This window comes from Oleomonas cavernae, assembly GCF_003590945.1.
Lineage (GTDB): Bacteria > Pseudomonadota > Alphaproteobacteria > Zavarziniales > Zavarziniaceae > Zavarzinia > Zavarzinia cavernae.
Genome location: NZ_QYUK01000011.1, coordinates 4,121,653 through 4,138,241, shown reverse-complemented (window position 1 = coordinate 4,138,241; position 16,589 = coordinate 4,121,653). Strand labels below are relative to the sequence as shown.

Sequence of the window (16,589 nt, the reverse complement as noted above, 5' to 3'; positions counted from 1 at the left end):
GAGGAGGGAACCACGGAATGCCGTCGGTCCGCTACACCGAGAACTGGCCGCGCAGGTGGCGGCCGGCGAAGGTCAGCTTGGCGAGGCTGGCGCCGCCTGTCGACAATTCGTTGACCAGGGCCTGGGTGCGGCCGATGCCCGCCGCATTGACCTCGACCCAGCCGTCGACCCCGCCGGGCGCGGCACTGGCGGCCGCGGCCAGCAGGCGCTGCTGGGTATAGAGGTCGTCGACCAGGGCGTTGAGGGCCAGGCGTTCCCAATGGTCGGCCGGATCGATGGAAGCGGCCGCGTCGCGCAGGGCGTCGAGGCCGATGACATCGCCCAGGCGGAAATAGGTCCCGCCCATGGCGATCACCGCGGTCTGGGTGCCGGTGGCGGCGGCAACGATGTCGAGGCCGCCGGCCAGCGACGGCAGGGCGGCGATGGCCTGGGCCAGGTCGGCCGGCACGCCGGTGGCGACCAGGCTGTCGCGGGCGGCGGCCAGGCGCTGAGCCGGGCGTTGCGGCAGCAGCTCGCCCAGGGCGGCCGAAAGGGCGGCCATGCCGCCCTGGAAGCGGTCCACCGTGTTGCCGATGGCCATGGGCTGCACCTCGTTGTGCAGCAGCCACATGGTGGCCTGCCTGGTGGCGTCGCCGGTGCCCAGCAGCATCGCGGTCTGGGTCGCCGCCGGCACCCTGCCGTCCAGGGCGTCGATGGCCTGGCATACCCCGCGCAGGTCGAAGATGGCGCGGGCGGCGGTATAGGCCCTTGCGATGGTGCCGACATCGAAGCCGGTCGATTCCTGGATCCGGCTGATGAAGGTCGGCCCCACCCAGTTGACGATCGAATTAGCCAGTTGCGTGGCGATGATCTCGCGCCGCAGGCGATGCTTCTCGATGCCGGCGGCAAAGCGCGCTTGCAGCAGCTCGGGGAAGTAACGCAGCAGGTGCGACGAGAGATAGGAATCCTCGGGCGCATCGCCCTCGAGCAGGGCTTCCTGCAGGTACATCTTGGCATAGGCCAGCAGCACGGCCAGCTCCGGCCGGGTCAGGCCCTGGCGGGCCCGGGCGCGGGCGGTCATTTCCTCCTCCCCGGGCAGGAACTCGACCGCCCGGTCGAGCATGCCGTCGGCCTCCAGCATGCGCATCAGGCGCGACTGGGACTCGAGCGCCTTGTGGCCGCGCGCCTCGATCATGCTGATCGCCTGGGTCTGCAGGTAGTTGTCGCGCAGCACCAGGTCGGCGACGTCGCCGGTCATTTCCTTGAGCAGGCTGTCGCGTTGCTTGCGGGTCAGGTCGCCGTCGGCCATGACGCCGTTCAGCAGGATCTTGATGTTGACCTCGTGGTCCGAGCAGTCGACGCCGGCGGAATTGTCGATCGCGTCGGTGTTGATGCGCCCGCCGGCCAGGGCGTATTCGATGCGCCCGCGCTGGGTGGTGCCCAGATTGGCGCCCTCGCCCACCACCCGTGCCCGTAGGTCGCGGCCGTCGATGCGGATGGCGTCGTTGGCCTTGTCGCCGGCCTGCAGGTTGGTCTCGCCCTGGGCCTTCACATAGGTGCCGATGCCGCCGAACCACAGGAGGTCGACCCGCGCCTTCAGGATCGCCTGCATCAATTCCTGCGGCGTGACCTGCGCGGCGGTGAGGTCGAGCATGGCCCGGACCGGTTCGCTGAGCGGGATCGATTTGAGGTTGCGCGAAAACACCCCGCCGCCGGCCGAGATCAGGCCCTTGTCGAAATCGTCCCAGGACGAGCGCGGCAGGGCGAACAGGCGCTGACGCTCGGCAAAGGTCCTGGCCACGTCCGGGTCGGGGTCCAGGAAGATGTGGCGGTGGTCGAAGGCGGCGACCAGCCGGATCACCGGCGACAGCAGCATGCCGTTGCCGAAGACGTCGCCCGACATGTCGCCGATGCCGGCCACGGTGAAGGGCGTCACCTGGGTGTCGTGGCCCAACTCCCGGAAGTGGCGCTTCACCGCCTCCCAGGCGCCCTTGGCGGTGATGCCCATGACCTTGTGGTCATAGCCGGCCGAGCCGCCCGAGGCGAAGGCGTCGTCCAGCCAGAAGCCGCGCTCCTGGGCGATGCCGTTGGCGATGTCCGAGAAGGTGGCGGTGCCCTTGTCGGCCGCGACCACCAGATAGGGGTCGTCCTGGTCGTGACGCACCACGTCGCGCGGGGGCACGATGGCGCCCGCCTTGATGTCATCGGTTACATCCAGCAGGCCGCCGATGAAGATCTTGTAGCATTCGATCGCTTCGGCCTGGACCGCCTCGCGGCTGCCGGCCGCGGGCATGCGCTTGGGGTAGAAGCCGCCCTTCGAGCCGGTCGGCACGATCACCGCGTTCTTGACCATCTGGGCCTTCACCAGGCCCAGCACCTCGGTGCGGAAATCCTCGCGCCGGTCGGACCAGCGGATGCCGCCGCGCGCCACCCGGCCGCCGCGCAGGTGGATGCCCTCGACGCGCGGGCTGAAGATCCAGATCTCGACCAGCGGCTTGGGCTTGGGCAGGCCCTCGACCTGGCGCGAGTCGAGCTTGATCGCCAGGCAGGGCTTGGCCGCGCCCTTGGGGCCGGCCTGGAACAGGTTGGTGCGCAGGCTGGCATCGATGATGTTCAGGAAACGCCGCAGGATGCGGTCTTCGTCGAGGCTGGCGACCTCGTCGAGGGCCGCGACGATGGCCTCGCGCCGGGCGGCATAGAGGGCGGCGCGATCGCCGGCCAGCCGCGGATCGTGGCGCAGGCGGAACAGGGCGACCAGTTCCCGGGCGATCGCCGGCCAATGGGCCAGGGTCTCCTCCATGTATTCCTGGCTGAAGGCGATGCCGATCTGGCGCAGGTACTTGGCGACGGCGCGCAGGATCATGACGTCGCGTGCCGGCATCGCCGCCAGGACCACCAGGCGGTTGAAACGGTCGTCCTCGGTGCTGCCGGCCCAGGCCTGGGCGAAGGCGTCCTCCAGCAGGGGGCCCAGGGCATCGAGGGTCAGCTTGCCGCCATTGGGCTCGATCAGGCGGAAGTCGAGCATCCACACGATCAGCCCGTCGGCCAGGCGCAGGGCATAGGGGATCTCGTCCATCACCTTGAGGCCCATGTGCTCGAGCAGCGGCAGGCAGTCGGACAAGGGGACGGGCAGGCCCAGGCGATACAGCTTGAAGCGCAGGACGGACTGGTCGTCCTCGAGCCGGCGATAGACCGCCTGGGTGACGGCACCCAGCTCGCCGCGGGCGACCAGCGGCTCGGCCCGGGCGATATCGGCCAGGGCCGCGTCGGGCCCCTGGATCTCGCGATAGCCGGCGGGAAAGGCATTCTGCCAGCGCCGGTTCAGGCGCAGGCCCTGATCCTCGCCCTGGGCGCCGATCAGGGCCTCGCGCAGGCGGTCGGTCCAGCCGCGCGCGGCCAGGGTGATTTCTGCCTCGATCGCGGCAGCGTCCAGGGCCGGCACCTTCTCGGCCGTCGCATGCACCACCAGATGGACCCGGGCCAGGTCGCCCTGGCCGACCAGGCTGGTGCGCGACATCACCTCGCCGCCCGCGGCACGCATCAAGATCACCTCGATGGCCTGGCGCAGCGCCGTGTCGAAGCGGTCGCGCGGCAGGTAGACCAGGGCCGAGATCCAGCGCCCGAAGGGATCGACGCGCAGGAACAGGCCGGTGCGCGGCCGCTCCTCCAGGCGCAGGATGCCCAGGGCGATGCCGGACAGCTCGTCCTCGGAAAGCTGGAACAGCTCGTCGCGGGGATAGTTTTCCAGGGCATTGACCAGGGCTTTGCCGTCGTGGCTGCCCGGGGCGAAGCCGGCCCGGGCGACGACGCGGGCGACCTTGCCGCGCAGCAGCGGGATATCGCGCGGCCGCAACTGATAGGCGGTCGAGGTGAACAGGCCGTAGAAGCGGCGCTCGCCCACGGCTGCGCCCGCGGCATCGAACTGCTTCACGCCGACGAAATCCATCACCGCCCGGCGATGCACGGTCGATTCGATGTTGGCCTTGGTGATGATCAGGGAATCGGGCAGGTCCAGGACCTGGTGAATCCCGCCGGTCAGGTCCTGGCGCCCCATGCCGTGGCGATCGGCATCGCGCAGCAGGCCCAGGCCGGCCGCCTGGACCAGCGCCCCATCCTTGACGACATAGTCGCGGGCCCCCAGCAGGACGAAATTGTCGGCCGCCAGCCAGCGCAGGAATTCGCCGTATTCGGCGCGCTGGGCCTCGTCCTCGGGCGCGGCGGCGAGGCCGGCGATCGCCGATTCGAGCAGCGCCCGCATGGCCCGCCAGTCTTCGACCGCCGCCCGCACGTCGCCCAGGATCTTGTCCAGGGTGGCCGCCAGGGCATCGCGCGAGGCGGCGTCGCCATCCTCGTCGATTTCGATATGGATCATCGATTCGAGCACAGCGCCGGGCGCGTCCGGGGCCAGCAGGGCGCCGCGGCTGCCGTCGGCGCGCCGCTCGACCGCCAGCACCGGATGGGCGATCAGGTGTACGCCGCGGCCCTGGCGGGCCAGTTCGGCGGCGATCGAATCGACCAGAAAGGGCATGTCGTCGGTGACGGTCTCGACCACGGTATGGGCGCTTTGCCAGCCGTGGACGTCGAGCCTTGGATTGAAGACGCGCACCTTGTGATGGCCGGGCAGGCGCTCCTCGGCGAAACGCCAATGGCCCAGGGCGGTCCCGAACAGGGCATCGGGGGTGCGGGCGGTCAGGTCGTCGGTGGCCAGGCGGTCGAAGTAGCGCTCGACCATGGGCACGATCGCCTCGGCCCGGTCGCCCATTCGCTCGCGGACATGGTCGATCAGCGCCGTCATCTGGTCGCGCCGCGCCTGCGCCGCCTTGCTTTCGCCCATGATTATGTGCCCCGCTTGTGCCCTCGGTTGGCCGGAGCCTAGCCGAGCATCATGGCGGGGCCAAGGCCGATCAGGGCGGCTGACGTTGCGTCAGGGCCGAATTCGGCGGGCGATTTCTAAAGCCGGGTTTGAGGACTAGACTGCGGCAAACGGCCAAGGGATGGGACCGATCATGAATCTGTTCAAGGTTGTCACGGCGCGGGACGAGGTCGTGATCGGCGTGCCGGCCGAGGCCGCGTCCGAGCCCATCCACGGGATCCCGCTCGATACGCTGGCTGCCCGCCTGTTCGCCGCGGGCCATGTCGTGGTCTGGCAATACGCGGCCCAGCGCGGCCCCGACGGGGCGATTCGCCAGGCCCCCCTGCGCCGGATCGCGCTGGCCGCCGCCGGCGTGGTGCGGATCGAACCCTTTGTCAGCGAGCAGGAAGTGGTGGCACCCGACTGAGCCTGCCGCCTAGTCGCCGGCCTCGTCACCCACGGCCCCGTCACCCCCGGGCGGCACCGCCCGCCACATGGGCTGGCTGCCGCGCTTTTGCGCGCGCCGGTCCAGGAGCGCGAGCCAGCCCCGATAGGCGGCCAGTTCGATCCGGTCGAGGAAGCGGAAGGGCAGGCCGGGCAGCGGGTTGAAAGGATTGGTGCGGGCCATCGACCAGATTTCCAGCCGGCTGGCCGGCCGGTCGGTGGCCTCGCCCCGGCGATGCAGGCCGCGGGTATCGGCCACCACCAGGGTGTTGCGCCTGACCGCGAAGGCTTTGGGCGGCGGCAGGCCTAGGGCCGCCAATTCATCTTCCTGCGCCCGGAACGAACCCTTGGCGGAATAGCGATCGGCCAAGGTCGAGGCCGCGATGCTGCGCCGCCATTCCCAGGCCATGCGCTTAAGGGTCAGCCGGTGCGACCCGGGCACGTAGGTGAACGGGCCGTTGCGCGTGTCGACGTCGTCGAGGAACAGCCAGGCCTTCATGGTCGGCTGGAAGGTGTCGGCATGCAGGTTGCGCTGCGGGTCGGGCTGGCCGGGCAGCACGCCGGTGCGGATGGTCTGCACCCACTGGCCCGGCACCCGCAGGCGCCCGGCGACATAGCCCAGCAGGCGGCGGTAGCGGCGGTCCCGCAGCAGGGCGGCGGTGGCCGGCAGCCGGGCCAGCGCCTCACCGTCGAGCAGGATGCGGTGGGTGATGGTGTCGCCCTGGTGACATTCCCGGCCCGGCGCGCGCAGGGCGCGAACCTCGGCCTCCAGCGCGGCGAAGGCCTCGGCCGGCAGGAAATCGCCCTTCAGGATGAAGCCGTCACGTTGGAAGGCCCGCCGATCGGCCGCCCCTACCAGCGGGGCGAGCATGGCGCGGCGCAGCCACATGATTCGATCGGCGAGAATCAGGCGCACGACATGAAGGCCCAGGCGGTTCAGGAGCACGCTGCCGATTGCCGCATTCCCAATAAACGACTTGGCGCCGGTGCCCAGCGCCAGGATATCGACCGGCAACCGCAGGATTGTGCGGATGCGACGTGTTGTCTCAGGGTTGATCTGGGTCATGGCACAAACGGGAAAATTGTCGGTGTGCGGCAACAAAATGCGCATCCGGGACCGCAACGCAAGGAAGTGGAGTCAATTCTTGATACTATTTGCAATATGATCATGGCATGCTAGCTATCGTGTGGGGGCGTCATTTTTGGCAGTTTGTTGGTGGCTTGCGTGGTGTGACAGCCAAAGCCGGCGCCGAAGGAACTCAAGGAGAATACTCGATGCCAACCAAGGCAAACCCGGTCGACATTCATGTTGGTGCGCGGGTCAAGCTGCGCCGTCAACTTCTCGGCTTCAGCCAGACCGAACTGGGTAATGCTCTGGACCTTACTTTCCAGCAGGTCCAGAAATATGAAAAGGGCACCAATCGCATTTCGGCGTCCAAGCTGCACAAGATGGCCGAAGTGCTGGATGTGCCGATCTCGTTTTTCTTTGATGGTGTCGAAGGTGCCAAGCGGGATTCCGATTCGGGCGATCTCGACATGATGTCCCGGGCCGAGACCATCAACCTGGTGCGCGCCTATTACTCGATCGACGACGATGCCGTGCGCCGCAAGGTGATCGAGCTTCTCCGCACCCTGGGCCGCGAGGTTCCGGCCGAGGATTGATTCGACGAACGCTGCCGCCGCCCCTTCCGGGGGGCGGGCAGCTTGCGCTATAGTGGCCGCATGGCCACGATCCGCCGCTCCGCAAGCTCTCTCACGCGCAAGCGCGTGCTGCTGATTCATTGCGCCCGCATCGGTTACACACCGCCCTATTGATCGTCCTGGCCGCCCGGCATCCGCCGGCGCGGGCCACTTGTCGTCATCTTGTATTTCTTACCCGACGAGGCCGATCATCATGACCGTTCAACCCTTGCGCAATTCCACCAAAGCCTGGCAGGAAAGCGACGCCCGCCACCATCTACACCCCTTCACCGATCACGCCGGCCTGGCCGCCAAGGGCGCCCGGGTGATCACCAAGGCGTCGGGCGTCCACCTGTGGGATTCCGAAGGCAACAAGCTGCTCGACGGCATGTCGGGCCTGTGGTGCGTGAACGTCGGCTACGGCCGGCCGGAACTGGCCCATGTGGCACAGCAGCAGATGCTGGAACTGCCCTATTACAACACCTTCTTCCAGACCACCCACCCGCCGGTGGTGGCGCTCAGCGAGAAACTGGCCCAGATCGCGCCCGCGGGCATGGACATGGTCACCTATGCCGGCTCCGGCTCCGAGGCGAATGATTCGATCGCCAAGCTGGTGCGCTATTTCTGGAACCTGCAGGGCAAACCCAAGAAGAAGACCATCATCAGCCGGCAGTATGCCTACCACGGCGTCACGGTGCAGTCGGCGTCGCTCTCCAGCCTGGGCGGCATGTATCAGCAGTTCGACCTGCCCCTGCCCGGCGTGGTCCATGTCGAGGCGCCCTATTGGTATGCCCATGGCGGCAACCTGAGCCCCGACGAATTCGGCCTGAAGGCGGCCCGCGCGGTCGAGCGCAAGATCCTGGAACTGGGGCCTGAAAATGTGGGCGCCTTCATCGGCGAGCCGATCCAGGGCGCCGGCGGCGTGATCATTCCGCCCGGCACCTACTGGCCCGAGATCATGCGCATCTGCCGCCGGTACGACGTGCTGGTGATTGCCGACGAGGTGATCTGCGGCTTCGGGCGGACCGGCAACTGGTTCGGCAGCCAGACCTTCGGCATCGAGCCCGACTTCATGACCATGGCCAAGGGCCTGACCTCGGGCTACATCCCAATGGCCGGGATCATGATGGGGGGCGGGTCTCGGACGCCTTCCGCACCGCGGGCGAGGATCTGGCCCACGGCTTCACCTATTCCGGCCACCCCGTCGCCGCCGCCGTCGCCCTGCGCAATATCGAGATCATGGAGGAGGAGCATCTGGTCGACGCCGCGGGCGGCGAGATCGGCGCCTATTTCCAGGAACGCCTGGCGACCCTCGCCGACCACCGGCTGGTGGGCGAGGTGCGCGGCGTTGGCATGATCGCGGCCATGGAACTGGTCGAGCACAAGCCCAGCCGCGCCTTCTTCGACCCCAAGCGCAACGTCGGCCTGACCTGCCGCAACCATTGCTTCGCCAACGGCCTGGTGATGCGGGCCTGCCGCGACGTCATGGTGCTGGCGCCGCCCCTGTCGATCACCAAGGCGCAGATCGACGACCTGGTTTCGATGGCGGCCAAGTGCCTGGACCTCACCGCCCAGGACCTGGGTCGCTAGCGGTTGCCCGGCCTCAGGCCTTGGCCCCCGGCGCCGCGGCAGCGGCGTCGAGGGGCCAGCGGGCGCGGGGTTTCAGGTCCAGGGGATCGCTGCGGCCCAGGCGGAAATGTTCGAGGCCGGCCCAGGCGATCATCGCCGCGTTGTCGGTACACAGGCGGATCGGCGGGGCGATGAAGGCGGTGCCGTGGCTGGCCGCCAGCGCTTCGAGGCGGGTGCGCAGATGGACATTGGCGGCGACGCCGCCGGCCACCACCAGGGGTGCGCCGGCCGGCATCAGGGCCAGGGCCCGGCGCGTGCGGTCGACCATGACGGCGCCCACCACCTGCTGGAAGGCGGCGGCGATGTCGGCCTTGTCCCGGTCGGACAGCGGCTTGGGCAGGCTGGCGGCCAGGTCCCGCACCGCGGTCTTGAGGCCTGAGAAGGAGAAATCGCAGCCGGGCCGGCCGATCATCGGCCGGGGCAGGGTGAAACGCGAGGGATCGCCCGCCTTGGCTGTCGCTTCCACCGCCGGGCCGCCGGGATAGCCGAGGTTCAAGAGTTTCGCCGTCTTGTCGAAGGCTTCGCCCACCGCGTCGTCGATGGTGGTGCCCAGCCGGCGATAGCGGCCGACGCCCTCCACCGCCAGCAACTGGCAGTGCCCGCCCGAGACCAGCAGCAGCAGATAGGGGAAGGGCACATCGGCGACCAGGCGCGGGGTCAGGGCATGGCCTTCCAGGTGATTGACCCCAATCAGCGGCTTGCCAGCACCCAGGGCCAGGGCCTTGGCGGTGGTCAGGCCGACGATGACGCCGCCGATCAGGCCAGGCCCGGCGGTCGCGGCGATCGCCGAGAGGTCGCCCAGACCCACCCCCGCCTCGTCCAGGGCGCGGCGAATCAGGCGGTCCAGGTGGCTGACATGGGCGCGCGCGGCGATTTCGGGCACGACCCCGCCATAGGCGCGGTGATCGTCGAGCTGCGACAGCACCACGTTGGAGCGAATGCGCTTGTCACCGTCGACCACCGCCGCCGCGGTCTCGTCGCAGGAAGTCTCGAGGCCCAGCACCAGAAGGGGTGCGGCCATTCCAGGGGTTTCCATGGCACCTGACAGAATGTTATGTGGCGTGCGGTAACACCGGAACCATGTCCCTTGCAAGCAGCCTTGAAAATCGGTACCCGCGGCAGCCCGCTCGCCCTGGCTCAGGCCAATATGGTGCGCGACCTGCTGATTGCCAGCCATCCGGGCCTCGGCACGGTCGAGATCGTGATCATCAAGACCACGGGCGACAAGGTGCAGGACCGCCCGCTGGCGGAAATCGGCGGCAAGGGCCTGTTCACCAAGGAGATCGAGGAAGCCCTGCTGGCCGGCTCGGTCGACGTCGCCGTGCATTCGATGAAGGACGTGGCGACCATGCCCCCGCGCACGCTGACCATCGACTGTTTCCTGGAGCGGGAAGACCCGCGCGACGCCCTGATCGGCGCCGCCAGCCTGGACGCCTTGAAGCCGGGCGCCCGGGTGGGCAGCGCCTCGCTGCGCCGGGGTGCCCAGGTCAGGCTGCGCCGGCCCGATCTGGTCGTCTCCTCCCTGCGCGGCAATGTCGGCACGAGGCTGGCCCGTATCGCCGAAGGGGCCTTCGACGCCACCTTCCTGGCCCTGGCCGGCCTGAAGCGCTTGGGGTTGGCCGACCGTGCCGACGCCGTGATCGAACCCGAGGTCATGCTGCCGGCCATTGCCCAGGGCATCATCGGCATCCAGCGGCGCAGCGACGATCATCGCGCCGCCGCCCTGCTCGCCCCCTTGAACCACGCCCCCAGCGCGGCGGTGGCGGCCTGCGAGCGGGCCTTCCTGCGCGGGCTGGACGGTTCCTGCCGCACGCCGATCGCCGGCCTCGCCCGTCTCGACGGCGCCGGCGGCCTGCATTTCCTGGGCGAAACCCTCGCCCCCGACGGCAGCGCCCACCTGACCGTCGAACGGCGCGGCCTGGCCGCGCAGGCCGCACAGATCGGCACGCAAGCGGCGCAGGAACTGCTGGCCCGGGGGGCCGGCGCGCTGCTCGGCCGGGGCTGATGCGCCTGCTGATCACCCGCAGCGCCGAGGAGGCGGACAGCCTGGCAACGCTGCTGGGCGCCAAGGGCCATGACTGCCTGGTGGCGCCGCTGATCGAGATCGTGCCCCGGCCCGGCGTCGCCATCGATACCACGGGGGTCCAGGGCTTCCTGGTGACCAGCGCCAATGGTGCCCGCGCCTTGAGCCGGGCCACGGCGCGGCGCGACCTGCCCGTCTACGCCGTGGGTGATGCCAGCGCCCGCTGTGCCGCCGATCTGGGTTTCGTGCCCGTACACAGCGCCGACGGCGATGTCGAGGCGCTGGCCGCCCTGGTTGCCGCAACGGCGCGGCCCCGGGACGGCCGGCTGGTCCATGCCGCCGCGGCGACCCTGGCCGGCGACCTCGCCGGGCGGCTGCGCGGCGCCGGTTTTAGCGTCGACTGCATCACCCTTTATGATTCGGTCACTGCCACGTCCTTGCCGCCGCCGCGGCACAAGGCCTGGCTGCACGGGCATTTGACGGGATTCTGTTTTTCTCTCCCCGCACCGCGGCGACGTTTGTTACCCTCGCCCGGTCCGCGGGTGCCGATTTGGCCACGGGGACGGCCTACTGCCTTTCGGCGGCGGTGGCGGCGGCGGTGGCGCCCCTCGGCTTCGGCCGGGTTCTGGTCGCCGCCCGCCCCACCCAAGCCGACCTGATCGCGCTGATCGACGGAGCATGAGATGACCGAGCGCCCCGACCAGCCGGGCACCCCACCCGAACCGCGGCCGGATCCGGTCGATCTCGAGGTTGAAGTGGACCCGGCGGCCGCCCAGGCTCGGCCCGAGGGGTCCGAGCCGCCGATTGTCGACAAGCCCCTGGAGGATCCGCCGCGGCTGGATGCGCCCTATGTCGCCCCGCCGCCCGCCCGCGGCTTCCGCCGCAGCCTGTGGCTGGGGGTCGGCGCCATCGTTCTGATCGGCGCCGGCGCCGTCCTGTGGCACCGTTACGGCGACGCGGTCAGCGGCACCGTCACCGCCCCGATCGCCGCCCCCAGCATCCCGGCCCCCGCCGCTGCGGACGATACCCGCCTGTCGGCGGTCGAACGTGCCGTGGCCGGCCTCGACCGCAAGCTCGAAGCCCTGGAAGGCCGTGTTGCCGAATTGCCGAGCGAAGCCGCCGCCCCGGTGGACGAGGCCCTCGAGGAACTGCGCACTGCCATCGCCGAACTGCGCGAGCGCCAGGGCGTGCTGGAAGAATCCTTCGCCGCCGTCGACCAGCCGCCCGATACGGCCGAACCCGCCCCGGCGCCGGGCGGCGGCACCATCGGCGAAGCTGCCCTGTCCTCCCGCTTGGCCTCGCTGGAAGCGAAACTGGCCGAGCTTTCGCCCGCGGTCCCGGCCGTCGATCCGGCCGAATTCGCCGCCCTGCAGCGCGAGATGGCCGCGCTGAAGGCCCAAGGCGCCGAAACCGCCCAGCGCGTCAGTGCTGAGATCGATCGCCTGAAGGCCGTGGGCCGCGGCGTGTCGCTGGTCTATGCCATCGGCCGGCTGCGCGGCGCCGTCGCCGGCAGCGTCCCCTATGCCGGGGCGCTGGACACCGTGCGCGGCCATTTCGAGGCCTTGGACCTGCTGCGCGAACCGGCTATCGGCAAGGCGCTGGAAACCTTGGGCGCCCATGCCAAGGAGGGCCTGCCGACCCGCGCCGACCTTGCCGCCGGCTTTGGCCCGCTGGCCCGGGCCGCGGTCCAGGCCAGCAACGTGCCGGCCGACGGCGATCTGGTCGACCGCCTGCTGGCCGAAGCCGGCAACCTGGTCACGGTGCGCCCGGTCGGTGACGTTCAAGGCAACGACGTCGCCGCCCGCGTCGCCCGGCCGAGCTGCGCCTGGCCCGCGGCGATCTCGACGGGGCGCTGGGCGAGGTCAAGGCGCTGGAGGGCGGCGCGGCCGCGGCCCTGGCACCCTGGCGCGTCCAGGCCGAGGCGCGCCTCGCCGCCGAGAGTGCCGTGGAACTGCTGGATGGCGAGGTTTCCGCCCGCTTTGCCGAGGCGAACTGAGCGATGCGCGCCACCCTTCGCGTTGCCCTCTGGTTCGTCGCCATCGCCGTCGTCGCCGGGCTCGCCGCCTGGCTGGCGGATCGGCCGGGCACCATCGCGGTCGACTGGCTGGGCTACCGGATCGAGACCACGGTCGGGGTGCTGATCGCGGCGCTGGTGCTGCTGGGGGCCATCCTGGCGGCCCTGGCGCGCCTGATCGTGATGGCCCTGCGCGGCCCCCGCCTGTTCGCCGAACTGCGCCGGCGGCGCAAGCGGCGCCAGGGCGAACTGTCCCTGGTGCGCGGCCTCGTCGCCGTCGCCGCGGGCGACGCCAAGGATGCCAAGCGCCAGGCCATCGCCGCCGAGGGCTTGACCGACGGCTCGCCCCTCGCCCTCCTGCTGGCGGCCCAGGCGGCGCAGTTGAACGGCGACACCGCCGCCGCCGAGCGCGCCTACAATCTGATGCTGACCGACGACGAGACCCGCTTCCTGGGCCTGCGCGGCCTGATCGTGCTGGCCCAGCGCCAGGGCGACAGCACCACCGCCCTGAGCCTGGCGCGTGAGGCCCAGGCCCTGCGCCCGGGCGCGCCCTGGGTGGCGAGCGAGCTGTTCGGCCTGCAGGCGGCCCTGGGCGAATGGCACGCGGCCGAGGAGACCCTGGTCGGCGCGGTGCGCCACAAGCTGATCGACCATGCCCAGGGCAGGCACAACCGGGCGGTCGTGCTGATCGGCCGGGCCGACGAAGCCCTGGCCAAGGGCGACAATCGCGAGGCCCTGGGCCTGATGGAAACCGCCCACACGCTGGCCCCGATTTCGCGCCTGCCACCGCCCGCCTGGCCCGCCTGCTGGCCGGCAGCGGCAAGGTCCGGCGGGCCGAGAAGCTGATCGAGGCGGCCTGGGGCGAGGCGCCCCATCCCGAACTGGCGGCCGCCTACGGCGACCTCGTCGCCGAGGAGGCGCCCGAGGACAAGGCCCGGCGGCTGGAACGCCTGGCGGCCAACGGCGATAGCCGGGAAAGCCGCCTGCTCAAGGCCGAGCAAGCCCTGGTCCGGCGCGACTGGCACGCGGCCCGTACCGCCCTGACCGCGATGATCGACGCGGGCGAGGCCACGAGGCGCACCTTCGACCTGCTGGCCGAGCTGGAACGCCGCGAGAAGGGCGATGAGCGCCGCGCCGCCGAATGGCACGAGAAGGCCAATACCGGCGAGGCCGAGCCGCGCTGGTACTGCGATGCCTGCAATCACACGCCGCCGCAATGGACGCCGCATTGCCCCGCCTGCCGTTCCTTCGATACCCTGGAATGGCGGGCACCCGGCGCCGCTGCCGAAATCCTGCCGCCGCCCGCCCTGCCGGCCGACGGCACCCTGGCCGCCGCCAGCGTCGGCAAGATCGCCTAGGGCATGCGATCGGGGACTTCATATCGGCATGGCGCCGCGCCGCACGGCGCAACGACCAAAGAGGGAATGTCATGAGCCTGAACGAAGATGCCGCGACACTTGCCACCGTGCCGTTGTTTCAAGGTGTCGACCCCGCTCGATTGAAGCTGATCGCCTTCGCCGCCGAGCGGCAGACCGTTCCGGCCGGCAGCGTGCTGGTCGCCCAGGGCGAGGCCGGCGACGCCGTCTATGTCGTGCTCTCGGGCGAGGCCGATGCCCTGGTCACCACGGCGGACGGCTCGACCATCAGGGTCGGCGGCATCCCGGCCGGCACCTTGTTCGGCGAGGTCGCCCTGCTGGCCGACGTGCCGCGCACCGCGACGGTGAAGGCCACCACCGAGATGATCGTGCTGCGCCTGGGCGCCGACCTGTTCTTCGAGCTGATGAACGAATTCCCCGCGGTGGGCGTCGCCGTGATGCGCGAACTGGCCCGCCGCCTCGACCGCTCGACCACGCTGCTCCAGAAACGGGGATAGGGATCGGCCAAAGGATCGGCCAATTTCCCTTGCTCAAATCGACTTTCGCCCTGATATCATGCGTTTATGAAAACACATGATCGGCCAATCGGGTGACTGAAGAAAGCGTTCAGCGCATCGAGCCTGCGCGCCTGGACGACACCCCGGAAGCCATTGCTGATGCCGTTGCCGAACTTGCGGCGGCCTCGGCGACACTCGGGCGCGCATTGCACCCGCGAACCGCGGCCAGCCTCGCGGGCCTCGTCCGGATCATGAACACCTACTACAGCAACCTGATCGAGGGGCACAATACCCGCCCGCGGGATATCGAGCGCGCCTTGGCGGGGGAATTCGATAGCGATCAGGGGCGCCGCGACCTTCAGGTCGAAGCCGCTGCCCACGCGCGCGTCCAGGCCGAGCTGGATCGCCAGGCCGTGGAAGGGAACCTGCCGGAACCGGCGGGCGCCGCGTTCCTGCGATGGCTCCATCGTGAATTCTATCGCGATGCCCCGGCCGCCATGCTGCGCCTTCGGGGCGCCGGCCATGAGTTCGTCATGGTCCCCGGCGCATGGCGCTCCTCGCCCGAGCACGAGGTCGTGGTCGGGCGGCACCAGCCACCATCAAGCGCCCGCGTCGGCGACTTCATGCAGTATTTCGAGGATCGCTATCGGTTCGATCGCATGGGCAAGGCCGCTCGCATTCTGGCGATTCCCGCTGCCCACCACCGGTTCAATTACATTCACCCGTTTCCTGACGGCAACGGCCGGGTGAGCCGGCTCATGAGCCACGCGATGGCCCATCAGGCCGGCGTCGGGGCCCAGGGTCTATGGTCGATATCGCGTGGGCTCGCCCGAGGGCTCGAAGGCCGCGGCGAATACAAGCGCATGATGGATCACGCCGATATGCCCCGCCAGGGCGATCTCGACGGTCGCGGCAACCTCTCACAACGCGCCCTCGTCGACTTCATCCGGTGGTTCCTGCGGGTCTGCATCGACCAGGTTACCTTCATGGCCGGTCTCTTCGAAATGAACACGCTCGCGCGACGGCTTCGTACCCACGTAGAGCGGCATGAGAGTTTCAAGCCGCAGGCGGCAGGCCTGCTCGAGGAAGCGCTGATCCGCGGCGAATTCGAGCGGGGCGAGGTGCCGCGCATCACCGGCCTGCCAGAGCGCTCGGCCCGGCGCGTTTTCAACGATGTCCTCGCCAGCGGCCTGCTGGCATCGGATACGCCAAAGGGTCCGGTGTCGCTGCGCTTTCCTGTCGACACCCTCGACAGCCTCTTTCCGCGCCTGTTTCCCGAGGTTTGACGGGACGGATCAGCGCTCCAAGGTCACCAGGACCGGCACGTGATCCGATGGCCGGTCCCAGCCGCGGGCCTCGCGCAGGGTCGAGGTCGAGACCAGCCCGTCTTTCAGCGCCGGCGTCACCCAGACGTGGTCCAGGCGCCGGCCGCGATCGGCGGCGTCCCAGTCGGCGGCGCGGTAGGACCACCAGGAATAGAGCTTTTGCCGTAGCGGCACGAAGTGGCGCACCGCGTCGACCCAGTCGTGGGCGGCGAAGACCTGGCCCAGCAGGTCGGTCTCGACCGGCGTGTGGCTGACGATCTTCAAGAGCTGCTTGTGGTTCCAGACATCGTGTTCGTGAGGGGCGACGTTGAGGTCGCCGACCATGATGGCGCGGGTGTCCGAGCGCCGGCGCCGGTCGCCCCATTGCGCCAGCTCGCGCAGGAACTTGAGCTTGTGGGCGAACTTCGGGTTGATCGCGGGGTCGGGCTCGTCGCCGCCGGCGGGGACGTAGAAATTGTCGACGATCAGGTCGTCCTCGAAGCTGACCCGCAGGTGGCGGGCATCGCCCATGGCACACCAGTCATCACGCTCGACGGTCTTGAACGGGTGCTTCGAGGCGATGGCGACGCCGTGATAGCCCTTCTGCCCGGCAATCGCGATATGGGCATAGCCCGCCGCTTCCAGCGCCTTGCGCGGGAAGGCGTCGTCGAGCGTCTTGGTCTCCTGCAGGCACAGCACGTCGGGGGCGTGGGCGCCCAGGAATTGCTCGACCAGGCCGATGCGCAGGCGCACGGAGTTGATGTTCCAGGTGGCGATGGTAAAGGGCATGG

At 69.7% G+C, this 16,589-nt stretch carries 13 protein-coding genes and 2 pseudogenes; 11 read left to right on the top strand and 4 right to left on the bottom strand.

The features are described 5' to 3' along the window. Positions 1-31: 31 nt before the first annotated feature. On the bottom strand, positions 32-4,813 hold the full coding sequence (locus D3874_RS23825) for an NAD-glutamate dehydrogenase (protein WP_119781711.1): 4,782 nt from the start codon (positions 4,811-4,813) through the stop codon (positions 32-34). Positions 4,814-4,985: 172 nt separating this feature from the next. Between D3874_RS23825 and D3874_RS23820 the strand changes: the two genes are divergently transcribed. Beyond that, a complete protein-coding gene (locus tag D3874_RS23820; RefSeq protein ID WP_147385838.1) occupies positions 4,986-5,258 on the top strand; it encodes a hypothetical protein in 273 nt (90 codons plus the stop codon). A 9-nt stretch (positions 5,259-5,267) separates the two neighbouring features. Here the strand turns inward: D3874_RS23820 and D3874_RS23815 are convergent, their stop codons facing one another. Beyond that, on the bottom strand, positions 5,268-6,341 hold the full coding sequence (locus tag D3874_RS23815) for a phytanoyl-CoA dioxygenase family protein (RefSeq protein ID WP_158596194.1): 1,074 nt from the start codon (positions 6,339-6,341) through the stop codon (positions 5,268-5,270). Between the two features lie 209 nt (positions 6,342-6,550). On the opposite strand from D3874_RS23815, the gene D3874_RS23810 reads away from it, so the two are divergent. The 3 genes and pseudogenes from D3874_RS23810 to D3874_RS31710 all read left to right on the top strand — a co-directional run bounded on the left by D3874_RS23810 (position 6,551) and on the right by D3874_RS31710 (position 8,545). Then, positions 6,551-6,937, top strand: a complete 387-nt coding sequence (locus tag D3874_RS23810; protein ID WP_119781705.1) for a helix-turn-helix domain-containing protein — start codon at positions 6,551-6,553, stop codon at positions 6,935-6,937. Between the two features lie 232 nt (positions 6,938-7,169). After that, positions 7,170-8,027: pseudogene (locus D3874_RS31715) on the top strand (aminotransferase class III-fold pyridoxal phosphate-dependent enzyme); the annotation flags it as partial. Beyond that, positions 7,922-8,545 (top strand): aminotransferase class III-fold pyridoxal phosphate-dependent enzyme, encoded by a 624-nt coding sequence (locus D3874_RS31710; RefSeq protein WP_338016768.1) that lies wholly within the window; start codon positions 7,922-7,924, stop codon positions 8,543-8,545. The pseudogene D3874_RS31715 and the gene D3874_RS31710, both read left to right, overlap by 106 nt. A 13-nt stretch (positions 8,546-8,558) precedes the next feature. Here D3874_RS31710 and tsaD read toward each other — a convergent pair whose 3' ends face one another. Then, positions 8,559-9,605: a tRNA (adenosine(37)-N6)-threonylcarbamoyltransferase complex transferase subunit TsaD gene (tsaD, locus tag D3874_RS23800; protein ID WP_119781703.1), complete on the bottom strand. Its 1,047-nt coding sequence runs from the start codon at positions 9,603-9,605 to the stop codon at positions 8,559-8,561. A 78-nt stretch (positions 9,606-9,683) separates the two neighbouring features. Between tsaD and hemC the strand changes: the two genes are divergently transcribed. The 7 genes and pseudogenes from hemC (at position 9,684) to D3874_RS23775 (ending at position 15,780) form a co-directional block, all read left to right on the top strand. Continuing rightward, the gene (gene hemC, locus D3874_RS23795) at positions 9,684-10,589 is read left to right on the top strand and encodes a hydroxymethylbilane synthase (RefSeq protein ID WP_338016746.1); all 906 of its coding nucleotides are present in this window, start codon (positions 9,684-9,686) and stop codon (positions 10,587-10,589) included. Next, positions 10,589-11,289, top strand: a pseudogene (locus D3874_RS32215) (uroporphyrinogen-III synthase). Before hemC ends, D3874_RS32215 begins: the two are co-directional and overlap by 1 nt. Position 11,290: 1 nt before the next feature. Beyond that, entirely contained in the window at positions 11,291-12,748 is a 1,458-nt protein-coding gene (locus D3874_RS30835; protein WP_233560126.1) for a COG4223 family protein, read from the top strand. Next, positions 12,742-13,467 (top strand): heme biosynthesis HemY N-terminal domain-containing protein, encoded by a 726-nt coding sequence (locus D3874_RS23785; protein ID WP_233560300.1) that lies wholly within the window; start codon positions 12,742-12,744, stop codon positions 13,465-13,467. The genes D3874_RS30835 and D3874_RS23785 overlap by 7 nt, the downstream gene beginning before the upstream one ends. Positions 13,468-13,670: 203 nt before the next feature. Further along, positions 13,671-13,979, top strand: a complete 309-nt coding sequence (locus D3874_RS28835) for a hypothetical protein (protein WP_158596193.1) — start codon at positions 13,671-13,673, stop codon at positions 13,977-13,979. A gap of 71 nt (positions 13,980-14,050) precedes the next feature. Further along, a complete protein-coding gene (locus D3874_RS28830; RefSeq protein ID WP_158596192.1) occupies positions 14,051-14,494 on the top strand; it encodes a cyclic nucleotide-binding domain-containing protein in 444 nt (147 codons plus the stop codon). Positions 14,495-14,586: 92 nt separating this feature from the next. Continuing rightward, the gene (locus D3874_RS23775) at positions 14,587-15,780 is read left to right on the top strand and encodes a Fic family protein (protein ID WP_119781694.1); all 1,194 of its coding nucleotides are present in this window, start codon (positions 14,587-14,589) and stop codon (positions 15,778-15,780) included. A gap of 9 nt (positions 15,781-15,789) precedes the next feature. Here the strand turns inward: D3874_RS23775 and xth are convergent, their stop codons facing one another. Continuing rightward, complete coding sequence (xth, locus tag D3874_RS23770) at positions 15,790-16,587, bottom strand: exodeoxyribonuclease III (protein WP_119781692.1); 798 nt, start codon at positions 16,585-16,587, stop codon at positions 15,790-15,792. Between the last annotated feature and the right edge of the window lie 2 nt (positions 16,588-16,589).